This window comes from Streptomyces ziwulingensis, assembly GCF_039542605.1.
In the GTDB taxonomy this organism is placed as follows: Bacteria; Actinomycetota; Actinomycetes; order Streptomycetales; family Streptomycetaceae; genus Streptomyces; species Streptomyces ziwulingensis.
Map to the genome: position 1 here is coordinate 86,093 of NZ_BAABIG010000033.1, position 13,919 is coordinate 100,011.

General features: G+C 72.7%; 13 protein-coding genes. 7 read left to right on the plus strand and 6 right to left on the minus strand.

The annotated features are described in order from the left end of the window. Positions 1-99: 99 nt before the first annotated feature. From ABEB00_RS17820 to ABEB00_RS17840, 5 genes are all read right to left on the minus strand, one after another. Positions 100-423, minus strand: coding sequence for a DMT family transporter (locus ABEB00_RS17820; protein ID WP_345620740.1), 324 nt, complete (start codon positions 421-423; stop codon positions 100-102). Then, positions 420-779, minus strand: a complete 360-nt coding sequence (locus ABEB00_RS17825; RefSeq protein ID WP_345620741.1) for a DMT family transporter — start codon at positions 777-779, stop codon at positions 420-422. The genes ABEB00_RS17820 and ABEB00_RS17825 overlap by 4 nt, the downstream gene beginning before the upstream one ends. Continuing rightward, complete coding sequence (locus ABEB00_RS17830; RefSeq protein ID WP_345620742.1) at positions 776-1,324, minus strand: TetR/AcrR family transcriptional regulator; 549 nt, start codon at positions 1,322-1,324, stop codon at positions 776-778. The genes ABEB00_RS17825 and ABEB00_RS17830 overlap by 4 nt, the downstream gene beginning before the upstream one ends. A gap of 161 nt (positions 1,325-1,485) precedes the next feature. Further along, complete coding sequence (locus tag ABEB00_RS17835) at positions 1,486-2,181, minus strand: L,D-transpeptidase family protein (protein WP_345620743.1); 696 nt, start codon at positions 2,179-2,181, stop codon at positions 1,486-1,488. Between the two features lie 349 nt (positions 2,182-2,530). Beyond that, positions 2,531-4,819 (minus strand): NACHT domain-containing protein, encoded by a 2,289-nt coding sequence (locus ABEB00_RS17840; protein WP_345620745.1) that lies wholly within the window; start codon positions 4,817-4,819, stop codon positions 2,531-2,533. A gap of 62 nt (positions 4,820-4,881) precedes the next feature. Between ABEB00_RS17840 and ABEB00_RS17845 the strand changes: the two genes are divergently transcribed. Beyond that, a complete protein-coding gene (locus tag ABEB00_RS17845; RefSeq protein ID WP_345620746.1) occupies positions 4,882-6,156 on the plus strand; it encodes a M28 family peptidase in 1,275 nt (424 codons plus the stop codon). 260 nt (positions 6,157-6,416) lie between these two features. Here the strand turns inward: ABEB00_RS17845 and map are convergent, their stop codons facing one another. Beyond that, complete coding sequence (gene map, locus ABEB00_RS17850) at positions 6,417-7,235, minus strand: type I methionyl aminopeptidase (protein WP_345620747.1); 819 nt, start codon at positions 7,233-7,235, stop codon at positions 6,417-6,419. 94 nt (positions 7,236-7,329) lie between these two features. On the opposite strand from map, the gene ABEB00_RS17855 reads away from it, so the two are divergent. From ABEB00_RS17855 to ABEB00_RS17880, 6 genes are all read left to right on the plus strand, one after another. Next, complete coding sequence (locus ABEB00_RS17855) at positions 7,330-7,596, plus strand: helix-turn-helix transcriptional regulator (protein WP_345620748.1); 267 nt, start codon at positions 7,330-7,332, stop codon at positions 7,594-7,596. A gap of 538 nt (positions 7,597-8,134) precedes the next feature. Continuing rightward, positions 8,135-9,379 carry a hydroxymethylcytosylglucuronate/cytosylglucuronate synthase gene (locus ABEB00_RS17860; RefSeq protein WP_345620749.1) on the plus strand — a complete coding sequence of 415 codons (1,245 nt, stop codon included), beginning with the start codon at positions 8,135-8,137 and terminating at the stop codon, positions 9,377-9,379. 49 nt (positions 9,380-9,428) lie between these two features. Then, complete coding sequence (gene blsE, locus ABEB00_RS17865; RefSeq protein WP_345620750.1) at positions 9,429-10,463, plus strand: cytosylglucuronate decarboxylase; 1,035 nt, start codon at positions 9,429-9,431, stop codon at positions 10,461-10,463. Next, positions 10,451-11,428 carry a CGA synthase-related protein gene (blsF, locus tag ABEB00_RS17870; RefSeq protein WP_345620752.1) on the plus strand — a complete coding sequence of 326 codons (978 nt, stop codon included), beginning with the start codon at positions 10,451-10,453 and terminating at the stop codon, positions 11,426-11,428. Before blsE ends, blsF begins: the two co-directional genes overlap by 13 nt. Before the next feature lie 81 nt (positions 11,429-11,509). Further along, positions 11,510-12,694, plus strand: coding sequence for an arginine 2,3-aminomutase (blsG, locus tag ABEB00_RS17875; protein WP_345620753.1), 1,185 nt, complete (start codon positions 11,510-11,512; stop codon positions 12,692-12,694). Continuing rightward, a complete protein-coding gene (locus ABEB00_RS17880) occupies positions 12,691-13,869 on the plus strand; it encodes a DegT/DnrJ/EryC1/StrS family aminotransferase (RefSeq protein ID WP_345620754.1) in 1,179 nt (392 codons plus the stop codon). The genes blsG and ABEB00_RS17880 overlap by 4 nt, the downstream gene beginning before the upstream one ends. Positions 13,870-13,919 lie beyond the last annotated feature (50 nt).

The following is a 13,919-nucleotide window of genomic DNA, read 5'->3' on the forward strand; positions in this document are numbered from 1 at the left end:
GCACGGCCTCGCTGACGGTGCGCTCGGTGCGCTCCCGGATCGTCGAACCCGCCTGCCTGCGATCGGTGCCGCGTGCCGCGTGTTGCCCGGCAGGGCCGGTCAGTGGGCGGCTCCGAGTTCGATGCACAGGACGCCGACGACGATGAGGCCGATGCCCGCGCCCATGACCTTGGTGAGGGGTTCGCGGAAGAGGAGGTGGGAGGCGACCGCGGTCAGGGCGACGCCGGCGGCTGCCCAGATGCCGTAGGCGACTCCGAGGGCCAGGCCACCGTCCAGGGCCAGGGTGAGGCCGGCGAAGGCGGTGAGGTATCCGGCCAGGGTGCCGGCGAGCCACTTCCTGCCGCCGCCCTGGGAGGCCATCCGCAGGCACAGGGTGGCGGTGACTTCGGTCAGGATGGCGCCGATCAGGAAGACCCAGTTCACGAGGTCGCTTCTTCCGGGTGGGGCCGGCGGGCGTGGGCGGCCTGTGCGCCGAGTTCGACGCAGAGCACGCCGGCGATGACCAGGGCGATGCCGACGCCCATGACCGCGGTGAGCGGGTCGCCGAAGATGACGGTGGCCAGGACGGCGGTGAGCGCGACGCCGGAGGCGCCCCAGATGCCGTAGGCGACGCCGAGGGCCAGGCCCGCGCGCAGCACCATGGCCAGGGCGGCGAAGCAGCCGACGTAGCCGAGGGCGACGAGGACGTAGAGCGCCGGGTGGTCGAGGGCTCCGCGCAGGGAGAGGGTGGCGGTGACTTCGAGGAGGATCGCCGCGGTGAGCAGCAGCCACTTCTTCATCGGGGAGTCCCGTCTTCCAGGAGGTTCTCGGCCACGGCGAGGAGGGGGACGCGGTCGTGGTCGGGGACGGGGAAGACGCCGGTGGCGGCGGCCGTCCAGTAGCCGTCGGCGAGAAGCCGGGCGGCGGTGAGCCGGGCCCGCACCGCGTCCGGCAGGGTGTCGGGCAGGGTGACCCAGGGCTCCATGCGGCGCACCCAGGTGTCGGTCAGGGCGGTGCGGTAGTGGGCGTCGGAGTAGATCGCGAAGTCCGCGCGGTCGAAGGGGCCGTCCAGGGCCACCTCGACGTAGACCCGGATCCGCTGGTGAGCGGAGGCGGCCTCCAAGGGTCGGCCCAGCCGGCCCAGCAGGAGTTGCTCCCACCGGTCGGCGACGTGGCCGACCACGGCCAGCATCAGGGCTTCCTTGGTCGCGAAGTGGTACATCAGCCCCGGTTTGGTCAGTCCCACTTCCCTGGCCGCCGCGTCCAGGGTGATCGAACCGCCGCCTTCGACGCGGAGCAGGTTCAGCGCGCCGTCCAGGATGCGGTGCTTCGCGTTTCTCGGCATGTACCTACTTTACCAACCGGAAGGTAAAGTGCGCGCGGGTGGGTGGACGGCACGAGAAGCGGAGCGCGGGGGCTCGTCCTGCTCGCGGGGTGCCCGCCGCTGCACCCTGCCGGGCGTCTCACGTACGAGCCGGCGCGGCAGGCTGGTGTGCGGGGGGAGGATCAGGTGCCGGGCTTGCGGCCGTACACGAAGACGTCGTCGTTCTTCTTCAGCAGCGACCAGTACTTCTTGGCCGTGGTCTTGGTCATGTTGACGCAGCCGTGGGAGCCCGGCGGGTTCCACATGCTGACGCCGACCGAGTGGAAGGCCTGGCCGCCGTCGAAGAACTGGGCGTAGGGCATGGGCACGTCGTAGATGGTCGAGACATGGTCGATGTTGCGCCAGTAGATCTTCTCCAGGCCGGTGCGGGTCTCATAGCCGTCGCGGCCGGTACGGACCGGGACGGGGCCGTAGACGAGCTTCTTGCCGTCCTGGATCCAGCTCAGTTGAAGGGTCAGGTTCACGCAGGCGATCCGGCCCTTGTTCACCGGGCACTTGCCGGCCTTGTTGGGTTTCTTGCCGACGGCCTTCTGCTTCTGCATCAGGTCCATCACGCCCCAGGTGATGGAGCCGGCGTAGCCGATGTTCGGGGAGATTCCGTGCTTGGTCTGGAAAGCCTTGATGGCCTTGCAGTCGGCGGCGGACTGCTTGCCGTCGACCGGACGGCCGAGGAACTTCTCCACCTGCTTCTGGTGCGGTCCGGCCTGCGTGGTGCAGCTCGCGGCCTGCGCCGGCGTGGCGCCGAACGCGAGAGTGAGCGGCGCCACCAGTCCGGTGATCCCGAGTGCGACGGCACTCCGTCTGCGTACATCCCCCATGGTCGGTCCTGCCCTTTCGCGTGGAGGTGGTCATCTGGTTACGATCCCTGCCCCTTAGACGGGCGGACGGACGCTTCGGTTGTGCTCCCCTCGCACCGGGACCGAGCGGTGACATTCCGCGCGGCGGGGTGAATCCCCTCGGCGGCGGCGTAGTGGAACGCCGTCGAGCGCCCTGCGGGCCGAGCCGTCAGCCCGGCCGGGCACCGTGCCCGCCCCGCTGTCGGAGCGCGGCGGCGCGACCGCCACCGCGAGACGATGACCCCTCTCGTGGGGCCGCTCACCGAGCCCGGCCACTGCGGGTGGGCTTCCCGCTGCCTTCGACAGCGGCAGCGGAGGCCCTCCGGCGAAGTCAAGCCGCGGAGCCGGAGGGGCCGGCCGCGAGCCGCTGCTGCAGCCGGGCGTGGCGGAACTGGTGGACGGCACCGGACCGGCGGAGGATGCCCCGGTCGTAGGCGTCGTCGAGGAAGCCCATGAGGTGCCAGGGCAGTTGCCTGCGCAGGGCCAGCCATGCCCGTACGAGCGTGAAGCGGCCCCAGGAGGTACTGGCGACGCCGACCATCCGGTCAGTGGTGGCGTACGCGAAGGCCATCGCGCCCCCGAGGGCGAGGCCGGTCCGCGGTCCGTAGGCGAAGGCGGTGGTGAGCGCGGTCGCGGCGGCGACGAGGGGGCCGGCGACCAGGGCGCGGACGAGGGCGGCGGTGCGGTCGTCGCGCAGGACGGTGCGGGGGCTGACGGAGCCGCGGAGATCGGTGGGCTTGTCGATCCAGACGCGCAGACCGTCGACGATGCCGAGGGCGAAGCCCATGGCGACGGACAGGACCGCGAAGACCATGCCCGTCGTGGGCCCGTCGACCAGACCGAGCGCGAGGCCGAGCACCGCCCCGAAGACCACCCCGACCAGCAGCCCGGTGACCAGCCGCCGCAGAATGGCCAGCCGGTTGCCGCGGATGGCCACCGTCACCCGGGTCGGCGCCCCGGGCCCTTCGTGGACGACGAAACCGGCCGCCAGCCCGGCGAGCATGCCGACGCAGGTGCCCTGGGCGACCCCGACGGGCAGGTGGCCCTGGAGCACGAGGGGCAGGCCGGTGCCGAACCCGGTGGCCAGCGCGATGGACCGGCCGAGAAGCGGGCCCGGCAGCCGGCCCCCGAAGGGCTGCCACGCGCAGGCGAAGGCACGGGCCGTGGCCAGGGCGGTGAGCGCGGCGCCGGCCGCGATCCCGGCCCAGGGGCCGTAGAAGGTGCCGGTGATGAATCCGGCGGGGACACCGGCCGCCAGCCCCACCGGAAGGCCGGTCGTCAGCCGGGCCGCGGCCGAGGGGTCGGCGCCGTGCAGCCTCCACCACTCCAGATCCTTGGTCCCGTCGGCCTCCAGCCACCGGGCGAGGAAGCTCAGCCAGCGCCGCGCCCGGTGGACCGTCTCCGGTCCGCTGCGGCGGCCGGGGCGGCGGTAGGCGGCGGTGACCATCCGGTCCAGGAGGTGGTGTTCGACCGCCGTGGGGTCGGCGAAGGCGACGGGGTCGGCCAGTTCCGCGGGGTCCCGGTCCCTGCGCTCGTACACGAGGCGCGCCAGCCAGATCATCAGCGGTACCCGCAGGGCCCGCGCGACCGCGTTGCCGTCGGCGCGGTCGAGCAGCGTGAAGACCTCGTCCCAGCGGTCCGGTGGGATCAGCGCCGTGTACTCCCTCAGGTAGCTCTTGACCGCCGGCGCGTCGACGGGGGACAGCTCGACCGCCGCGGCGCGCGGAAGTCCCCGCCCGAAGTCCTCCACGGCCTGCCGGTACTCGTCGGTGCGGCTGGTCACCACGACGGGGACCCGCGCGCCGATCTCCTTGATCCCCCTCAGGGCTTCTGCCCGCGACGCCTGCGGGATCTCGTCGAAGCCGTCGAGGACGAACAGCAGCCGGTCGTCCTCCACCAGGCTCCTGGCCAGCGGCACCGGAGAACCCTCGATGCGGTCGGGCGTCTGCTTCCCCAGCATGGCGTGGTCGCGGACGAGCTGCTGCGACACCCAGGCGCCCAGCGCCTCCTCAGGGCCCCAGGAGGCGAGGGAGAGAAACACCGGCACCCGGTCACCCGGGGAGCGGTGATCCAGCAGTTCGCGGGCCAGCCGCCGGGCGAGGGAACTCTTGCCGCCGCCCGCCCGGCCCAGTACGACCAGCCGCCGGGCGGGAAGCCGCTGGGTGAAGGTCTCATGGATGGTCTGGTACTGCCCGGCCAGCAACCGGGGCTCCACGGCACTGTCCGCGGATCCGAGGTCACCCCACCGGACCCCCGTCATCGCGAACTCCGCCTCCCTGGTCACCTCCCAACGCACGGGCAGCGCCAGGGCATCGCCCCCTTCACGCCACTGATCCTCCCGGCGCCACTGTCTGTCCAGACGTCGCGCCAGCAGTTCGGCGGTGTCGGCGAGGTCAGGGGGCGGCCGCGGCTCGCCGGGCTGCAGCCACACCACCATGCGGCGTACGGGCCACTGGGCGGCGGTGGCGACGCCGAGCACACCCGCTGCGACGCTCAGCCACTGGATCGACTTCTCCAGGCCCTGCGTCATCAGGAACACCAGCAGCCCGCCCGACACACCCACGGTGATCAGCAGGCCGATCGTGGCGGCCGGCCGGCGCAGGTCCCCTCTCCCCCACATGGCGTCATGATGACAGCAACTTGTCTGATGTCGAGGGGTATTGGCCCATCTATCCTGTCTCCATGGACGCTGACGCTGCGGACGGAACGGGCGGCACGGGCGGCACGGACAACACGGGCGGCGCGCACGAGGACGATGCGTCGGCGGTCGAGCTGCGGGCCGCCCTGGCCCGGACCGTCCGGTCGCTCGCCCACATCCCGCGGCTGCCCACCTCCGACGGCGAGCGGCGGGCCGCCGAGATCATCCGGCGTCGCTTCGAGGCCGCCGGGTGCGCCACGACCGTGGAGGAAGAACCCGCCTACCCGTCCTACGCTCGGCCGATCGGCCTGCTGTGCGCCGCCGCGGCCGTCTCGGGGCTGCTCGCGGGCCGGGAACGCGGACGCGGGTGGCGGAGCGCGGCCGGGGCACTGACCGGCGCGGCCGCCGCCTGGGGCGTCGTCGACGACATCACCGGCGGGCGGCTGCTGGCCCGCAGGGTGCTGACGCGGCCGCGTACGACCCAGAACGTGCTGGCCGAGGCCGGGGATCCGACGGCGGACCGCACCCTGGTCGTGCTGGTCCACCACGACGCCGCCCCGTCCGGAGTGGTCTTCGAGCAGCACCTCGAACACTGGCTGGCGGCCCGCCATCCCGAGGTCGTCGACAAGATGACCAGTAATCCCCCGATGTGGTGGCCCGTCATCGCCGGTCCCGTCACCGTCGCCCTCGGCAGCGCCCTGCGCGCCGGCTTCCTCCGTCGTACGGGCATCTGGATCTCCGCGCTGTCCGCCGCGGCGCTCGCCGACATCGCCTCGCGGCCCGCCGTCCCCGGCGCCAACGACAACCTCAGCGGCGTCGCCGCCGCGCTCGCGGCGGCGCAGGCCCTGCACGCCCGGCCTGTCGCGGGGGTCCGGGTACGCTTCGTCTCCGCCGGGGCCGAGGAGGCGCTGCAACAGGGCGTCCGGGCCTTCGCCCACCGCCACTTCGGACGGCTGGCCCCGGACCGTACCTGGTTCCTGACCCTCGACACCGTCGGCTCCGGTCGGCTGGTGCTGCTCGAAGGGGAGGGCCCGGTACGGATGCACGACTACGAGGCGCCCTTCAAGGCCCTGGTGGCCGACTGCGCCCGCCGGGCCGGCATCCCGGTGCTGCGCGGGCTGCGCTCCCGCAACAGCACCGACGGCAGCGTTCCGCACCGTCACGGCTTTCCCACCGCCACGCTGGTGTCGGTGGACGAGCACAAGCTCCTCCCCCACTACCACCTCGACTCCGACACCCCGGACAACGTCGACTACCGCTGCGTCGCCGACGCCGCCCACCTCACCGAGGCCGTGGCGCGGCGGCTCGCCGCACCATGACGGAGGGCACCCGGCGTGCGCCGCGGGTTCCGGGTGTCCGCCTTCACGCCGGCCAGGCAGCTCGGCGACGCGCCGCCGACACCTCGGAGTCCTGGCACGTCCGCTCGTCGCGGAGCGCGTCGCCGGTCCGGCGCACGTCGACGTGACGTCCGTCGCCGGCACGGCCCACGGCGGGCTCACCGACGTCCCCTCGTCGCACGGGGCCGGCGCCGACCGTCCAGGGGAATTCCGTCCGGGCTTCGTCCTCGGTGCGGTGCCTGTCAGCGTCCGGTCGCCGGTGCCACCCGCCGTCCTTCCCGCTGCTTGTCGTGCTGGGGGCGCCGGGTGAGGACGAGCGGGCCGTCCTCGGTGATGGCGACCGTGTGCTCGCTGTGCGCGCTGCGCGAGCCGTCGGCCGAGCGGATCGTCCAGCCGTCCGGGTCGAACACGATCTTGTTGGTGCCGGCGGCGAACCAGGGCTCGATCGCGATCGTCAGGCCGGGTCGCAGCTTCCAGCCACGGCCGGGACGGCCGTCGTTGGGGATGTGCAGGTCTTCGTGCATGGTACGGCCGATGCCGTGGCCGCCGAACTCCAGGTTGACCGGGTAGCCGTACTCGGCGGCGACCGCGCCGATGGCCGCCGAGATGTCCCCGAGCCGGTTGCCCGGCTGGGCGGCCCTGATCGCGGCTTCCAGGGCGACCTCGGTGGCCTCGATCAGCCGCAGGTCCTCCTCGGTCGGAGTGCCGACGATCACGGAGTACGCCGAGTCCGCGGCCCAGCCGTCGACCATCACCGCCATGTCCATGGTCAGCAGGTCCCCGTCGCGCAGCTTGTAGCTGTGCGGCAGGCCGTGCAGCACGGCGTCGTTGACCGAGAGGCACACCACGTTGCGGAACGGGCCCCGGCCGAAGGAGGGCGCGTAGTCCCAGTAGCAGGACTCCGCGCCGCGTTCCTTGATCCGGCGGCGGGCGTGATGTTCCAGGTCGAGCAGGTCGACCCCCACCGCGGCGAGGCCGGCCAGCTCGGCCAGCACCTGGCCGACGAACTGTCCCGTGACACGCATACGCTCGATGTCTTCGGGAGATTTGTGCTCGATCACTGCGATCCTCGATTCCCCAGGGCGACCGACAGGTATATTTATACCAGAGGGCGACGCGGTTGCCGCCCGCCACCTGCGGCTCTACCATGTGCGCATGGTTCGCTATCCGCTCGCCCCCGAACAGATCGAGGCGGGCCGGCGCCTGGGAGCCGCACTGCGCTCCGCCCGGGCCGGACGCAACCCCGCCGAAGTGGCCCTGGCGGCGGAGATCTCGCCGGAGACCCTCCGCAAGATCGAGACCGGCCGGCTGCCGACGCCGGCGTTCGGCACCGTCGTCCGGCTCAGCGAGGTGCTCGGCGTACCGCTGTCCGAACTCGCCGCCGCGTGGCGCACCGACCCCGCCCTCAGCAAGGCCTCGTAGCGACCGCCCTTCGCAGTGGTCAAGGCGTCGCCGTCGGCAGCGGGCCGCACTCGTCCCTGACGCGGGACGGGCACATACCCGCCCCAGGGCGCAGGAGCGAGCCCCCGCCCGGCCGCGCGAAGAGCGGACCGACGGCGCCCCACCCGTGCGAAAGCGGCCGCCCCGTGCGCGCCCCCGCCACGGCCCACGAGCCGTGCGCCGGGGCAGTCCGGCGCACAGGGCGGAGGCGGTAGGGACTCACGCGCGGGCGGAGTGTGCCAGTGCGTCCGCGACTCAGGGTTTATCCCGGCCGACCACCGAGGATCGCCCACCGCCCCGAAATGACTACGGTACGTTGTCGCTTGGTGTCAGACAGTCATCATTCGCCGCAGTCAGGTGGATGTGCCGAGAGCGGGGAGCGGGGACCGGAGTCCGTCCCGGGGCGCCTAGTCGCCCTCGGCGTACACCCGCATGCCGTCGGCTGCATGCCGTCGTCCGTCGCCGTCGGCTGTCTGCCGTCGACCGGATCGGTCGCGCACGGGAGGGATCAGTACACATCATGGAGTGGGATTCGACGCGTTCCTCGACCACCGTCGCCCTCGCGGGGGCCGAATTCGGGTGGGGCAGTACCGGCAAGCTCAGTGCCGTGATCGCCGCGCTGCGGGACAGAACGTCCGGGCCACTGCGGTTCGTCGGACTCGCCTCCGGTCTGAGTCGCACGCTCCTTCAGGAGCACGGCGTCGAGCGGTGGTACGACCTCGACGTGACGGACCGGCAGGCGGTCGCGGACGTGGTGCGCCGGGAGCGGATCAGCACCGCCCTGGTGGTGCTGGAGGGCCCCGCCGCGATCGCGCTGGAGGCGGCCGGCGTCCCCACCGTGTTCGTCGACAGCCTGCCGTTCCTGTGGACCGACGGGGACCGCGACGTGCTCCCCACCGAGGTGTCCGTGTACTGCGCGCAGAAGTGCCTCGACCTGCCCCCCGAATGCCAGGGCGTGCTCTCGGCCGTCACCAACCTGCGCTGGGTCGAGGCGGTCGTGGCGCACACCGCCCGAGCATCCGGTCCGGCGCCGGAGAACGCCCGGGCGGGCACCGGGAGCACCCGGCCCGCGTCGGACGCCCCTTGGCGCAGTGCCCTGGTGAGCCTCGGCGGACTGCGGTCCCCGACGCTCACCGACTGGACCTGCTATCCCTCCCTCGTCGTTCCCGCCACGCTGGGCGCCCTGGCAGCCGCCGGCGTACGGGAGGTGCACGTGGCGGGCAACCTGCCCGCCGGGTTCACCGTCGACGCGGACCACCCCCCGGGGGTCGACGTCACCTACGGCTCCCTCCCCCACGAAACCTTCCTGGAACGGCTCGCGGACACCGACGTCCTGCTGACCTCGCCGGGACTGACCACTCTGCTGGAGGCGGGGGCGCGGGGCCGGCCCACCGTGTGCCTCCCCCCGCAGAACCTCAGCCAGATCTTCAACGGCCGTCACCACAGCCACGCGGTCGGCACGGACGTGCGGGTGCGCTGGCCCCAGGAGGTCTTCTCCGAGGCCGATGTGCTGCGCGACCGCACAGGTCCCGAGGACACCGCGCTGCGTGTCATCTACGGAGGCATCGCCGCCGCCGCGGCCGGGCCGGACGCCCACCGGGTCCGGGCCGACGTGCGCGACGCGATCCGGGCTGCACTGCGCGACGCCCGCGCCGGTGCCCGCTGGACCGGTCTCACCGACGCCGTCGGCAGACACGGCGCCCGCCAGGTCGCCGACCGGCTGCTGGCCCTCGTCCCCCGGGCACCGGCCGCCGCCCGCAACTGAGCCGACGCTCACTCTTCGGTCGCCACCCAGGTGGCAGGAAGGCTCCGCCATGACCGGACAACCGGCACCCCCGCACACCGGACCGGAGGAACACCCGGGCACCCGCGACAGGTACCTGTTCATCCGGATCCTGGAGGCGTGCAACGCGGACTGCTTCATGTGCGAGTTCGCCCTCTCCAGAGACTCCTTCCGGTTCTCCCTCGACGACTTCGACGAACTGCTGCCGCGCGCGGCCGAGGCCAAGGTCCGCTACATCCGCTTCACCGGCGGCGAGCCGCTGATGCACGCGGACGTCGTGGAACTGGTGCGCCGCGGCACCGACGCGGACATGCGGATGTCCCTCATCACCAACGGCATGATGCTGCCGCGCCAGATCGAGCGGCTGGCCGACGCGGGCCTCGCCCAGGTCATCGTCAGCCTCGACGGCGGTTCCGCCGAGACCCACGACGTCTACCGCCGCTCGCCGGGCATGTTCGACAACGGACTGCGCGGCCTGCGCGCCGCCACCCGACTCGGCGTGCTGCCCCGGGTGAACAGCGTGGTGGGGCCGCACAACTACACCGAGATGCCCCAGTTGCAGAAGGTCCTGACCGAAGCCGGCGTACGGCAGTGGGAACTCTCCGCGCTGAAACTGGGACGCACCATCCACTACCCCGACCCGGACCACGTCCGGGCGCTGTGCGACCCGCTCTACGACGCGGACCCGCAAGAGATGCTCGTCCCGCTCGGCAAACGGTTCTACGGGGACACCCCGCGGGAGCAGGAGCGGTACTTCCGCGACTCGGTGACCCCGCGGGCCGCTGAACCTTTGTGCCACGTCGTGGACGACGTGATCTACCTCGACGGCAAGTACGGGAGGGCCTACGCCTGTAGCTGCCTGCCGCACCGTGAGGACGACGACGGCCCCGGAGGCGCGCCGCTGCGTGAGGGCGGGGCCATCAGCCTCGACACCCCCGCCTTCCGCGCGCACGCCGACTTCTTCCGGCGGGAGGGTCCGCGCAGTTGCAGCGGGTGCTCCACGACCGCGGCGGGGTACAGCGACGACGTCGCCCGGCTGGGAGGGGTGCAGGCGTGGCAGTACTGACCGACGGGAGAGAGATGCCGGCCCCCGACGACACCGGGCAGGCGCCCGGCGCGCCGCCGCGCAAGCGCCTGCTGCTGGTGCACGACCCCGGGCGGCTCGACTCGCTGACCGCCTGCCGCCGGATCGCCGCCCACCTGGGCGGGATGGAGCTGGTGTGGGGAACCGACGCGGTGTGGCGGGACGGTGACCGTCCCGATGCCGCGCTCGTGTGCGACGTTCCCGCCGCGGCCGGCGAACTGAGCGACGGCGGCGTGCCCGTGGTCCACCTGCACTGCGGCCACACGGCCGGGGCCCTGCCCCCGGTCACGGCGGCCGTCCGCCATGTACAGGCTCCCGCCTGGCCGTCCGCGCTGCGGCCGGCCGGCCTCCGGGCGGCGGCCGCGGCCGGCGTGAGCCGCACCGGGCTGCTCGCCCCGGCCCGGCTCACCCGCGACCGGACCCGCGCGGGATGCCTGCTGCTCCTGTCCGCCCCCGTACCGGCCGGTGACCTCAGGGCCTTCACCGACCGGACGCTGCGGCCACTGGCCGAGGAGGCGGTGCGCCGGGCCGGGAGGTGCGACGTGGTGTGCGACGCCGGCGTGGCGCCGGTCGCCGCCGGGCTGCGGCAGGTCGCCGGCGTCCGGCTGCACGAGGCCCACCGGAGCGATGTGGACGCCCTGCACGCGGCGGCACGGTACTTCTGCGCCTCCCCCACCCTGACCGCCCTCTCCCTCGCGCAGGCCCGTCGTTCACCGCTCGTCCTCCTCCCCGCCCTCGACGCCGGCCAGGAGGACCTGACCCGCCGGATACGGCAGCTCGCGCCCGTCGCCCGCGCCGCCGGTGCCGATCCGGGCGAACCGGCCCTGTGGACGGCCGACGACGACCGGACCTTCCCGCTCACCGGGCTGTCCGCGGACGACCTGCGGGGCGCCCAGCGCGTCGCCCGCAAGGTCCGCCAACTCGCCCTCGCGCCCGTGGCGTTCTGAGGACGCCGCGTCCCGCACCCGGGGCCCGACCACGTACGCCTTTCCGACCCGAGCCGCTCGACCGGAGACCTCATGTCCCAGATGAGCCCAGACACCGACGGGATCACGCCCGCCCTCACCCGCCGCGACGACATCCCCGACAGCCAGTGGAACGACTGGCACTGGCACATGCGCAAGCGCGTCACCAACCTGGGCAAGGCCCGGGAATGGATCCGGCCCACCCCCGACGAGGAGGAGGCGATCGAGAAGACGGCGGGCAAGTACCGGTGGTCCGTCACGCCGTACTACGCCTCGCTGATGGACCCCGACGACCCGGACTGCCCGGTGCGCCGGCAGGCCGTCCCGGCGCTCGGTGAGCTGATGGACTACAGCGGCGCCGAGGTCGACCCGGTGGGCGACATGTTCTACCGCCGGACCAACCGCGTCGTGCACAAGTACCCCGACCGCGTGATCATGCTGATCACCGAGGCGTGCCCGGTCTACTGCCGGCACTGCACCCGCAAGTTCCACACCACCGACGTCGACGGGACGTACTTCGAGAAGAGCGAGGGCGAGGACTTCGGCGAGGACCTGCGCTACATCGCCGACCATCCCGAGATCCGCGACGTTCTCCTCACCGGCGGCGATCCGCTGTCCTACCGGGACGGGAAACTGGAGGAGATCGTCTCCGGCCTGCGGGCCATCCCGAGCGTGGAGATCATCCGGATCGGCAGCCGGTTCCCGGTGCTGCTGCCGCAGCGGATCACCCCGGAGCTGTGCGAGATGCTGTCGCGCTATCACCCGGTCTGGCTGAACACCCACTTCAACCATCCCAAGGAGATCACTCCGGAGGCCGAGCGGGCGGTCGACCGGCTGCTGCGGCACGGCATCCCGGTCGGCAACCAGACCGTGCTGCTGCGCGGCGTCAACGACGACGTGGCCACGATGCGCACGCTCATGACCGAGCTGCTGCGCATCCGCGTACGCCCGTACTACCTGTACCACTGCGACAACGTCACCGGTGTCTCCCACTTCATGACCTCCGTGGAGAAGGGCTGGGAGATCATGGACGGCCTCCAGGGCCACATCACGGGTTTCGGTGTCCCGCAGTACGTCCTCACCACCCGCCTGGGCAAGATCCCCATGTCCCGTCCCTCCTACCGGCAGACCCCGGAGGGGCTGGTCCTGCGGAACTACCAGGGGCGGGAGATGCTCCTCGACGACAGCGTCTACCCGCTCACCGAGACCCGGGTCCCCGCCCCCGGGCAGCGGGAGGGCGGACGATGACGATCGAGAAGCGGCTCGGGCAGCGTTTCCTGCCCTACGGCGCCAACTACCTCCGTTGGCCGGACATGAGCGAGCTGCGGCAGGCCGTCGAGAGCGGTGTGCTCTTCCGCTACCAGACCGAGTCGGACAGCATGGCGACCCGGCTCGAACGCCAGGTGGCCGAGCAGCTCGGCGTCGGTCATGTGCTGGCCGTGCACAACTGCACCGAGGCGCTGCGGCTCGCCCTGGTCTCCACCCGGCCCCGGACCGGTGACCCCGTCTACATCCCGGCCGTCACCTTCGTCGCGGTCGCCGGAGCGGTGCTGTCCACCGGGCTGGTCCCGGTCCCCGTCGACGTCGACGAGTCCTTCGCCCTCGACGGCTCGCTCCTGCCGCCGGACGCGCGGCGGGTCGTCGTCGCGCACATGGAGGGCTCGGTCGCGCCGCTGCCCGAGGGTGTCCCCCACGTCATCGAGGACGCGGCCCAGGCCCTCGGGGCCGCCTTCCCCGACGGGCGCCGCACCGGCACCCGGGGCTGGGCCGGGGCGTTCAGCTTCCACCACAACAAGATCCTCACCTCCGGCGAGGGCGGTCTGCTGGTCACCGACGACGCCGCGGCGTACGCGGTGATGCGGTGCTACCACGACCACGGCTCGGCCCGGGTGCCCGGCCGCTACCCCACCTGGAAGGAGGGCGCCTACTACGGGGAGAACCTGGTCACCAGCGAGGAGGTCGCCGCCGTCCAGCTCCAGCAGTTCCGCCACCTCGACGAGGTGCTGGCCGGGCTGGAGAGCCATTACGCCATCACCGCGCAGGAACTCCCCGAGCGCCGGGACCTCGCGCTGCTGCCCCGGTCCGCCGGTGACGCCAAGACCAGTGTGCGGCTGCGGCTGGAGAGCCGTGAACTGCGCGACGCGGCGGTGGCCCTGCTGAGCGCGCGGGGCATCCCGCACTGGACACTGGACAAGTACTTCCTGCCCGAGCATCCGGTCCTCACCTCCCGCAACTCCCTCTACGCGGACGGCTTTCCCTGGAACCTCGCCGGGGACCTGCCGCAGGCCGTGAGCCGGGACGGATTCGCCCGTACCCGCTCGCTGCTCGACCGCACCCTGTGCGTGCCGCTCTCCCCGGAACTGCCCGAGGCCGAGCAGCGGCTGGCGGCCAAGACCCTGCGGCAGACCCTGGAGGTGCTGTGACCGCCGCACCGCCCCCCGTCACGCCCCCCGTCACACCGCCCGAGGGGGAC

Excerpts from the sequence above, each read along its gene's own strand:
- ABEB00_RS17830 (WP_345620742.1), bottom strand. The coding sequence starts at position 1,324 with ATGCCGAGAAACGCGAAGCACCGCATCCTGGACGGCGCGCTGAACCTG.
- blsG (WP_345620753.1), top strand. The coding sequence starts at position 11,510 with ATGAGCCCAGACACCGACGGGATCACGCCCGCCCTCACCCGCCGCGAC.
- ABEB00_RS17855 (WP_345620748.1), top strand. The coding sequence starts at position 7,330 with ATGGTTCGCTATCCGCTCGCCCCCGAACAGATCGAGGCGGGCCGGCGC.
- ABEB00_RS17880 (WP_345620754.1), top strand. The coding sequence starts at position 12,691 with ATGACGATCGAGAAGCGGCTCGGGCAGCGTTTCCTGCCCTACGGCGCC.
- ABEB00_RS17860 (WP_345620749.1), top strand. The coding sequence starts at position 8,135 with ATGGAGTGGGATTCGACGCGTTCCTCGACCACCGTCGCCCTCGCGGGG.
- ABEB00_RS17845 (WP_345620746.1), top strand. The coding sequence starts at position 4,882 with ATGGACGCTGACGCTGCGGACGGAACGGGCGGCACGGGCGGCACGGAC.
- ABEB00_RS17840 (WP_345620745.1), bottom strand. The coding sequence starts at position 4,819 with ATGTGGGGGAGAGGGGACCTGCGCCGGCCGGCCGCCACGATCGGCCTG.
- blsE (WP_345620750.1), top strand. The coding sequence starts at position 9,429 with ATGACCGGACAACCGGCACCCCCGCACACCGGACCGGAGGAACACCCG.
- ABEB00_RS17825 (WP_345620741.1), bottom strand. The coding sequence starts at position 779 with ATGAAGAAGTGGCTGCTGCTCACCGCGGCGATCCTCCTCGAAGTCACC.
- ABEB00_RS17835 (WP_345620743.1), bottom strand. The coding sequence starts at position 2,181 with ATGGGGGATGTACGCAGACGGAGTGCCGTCGCACTCGGGATCACCGGA.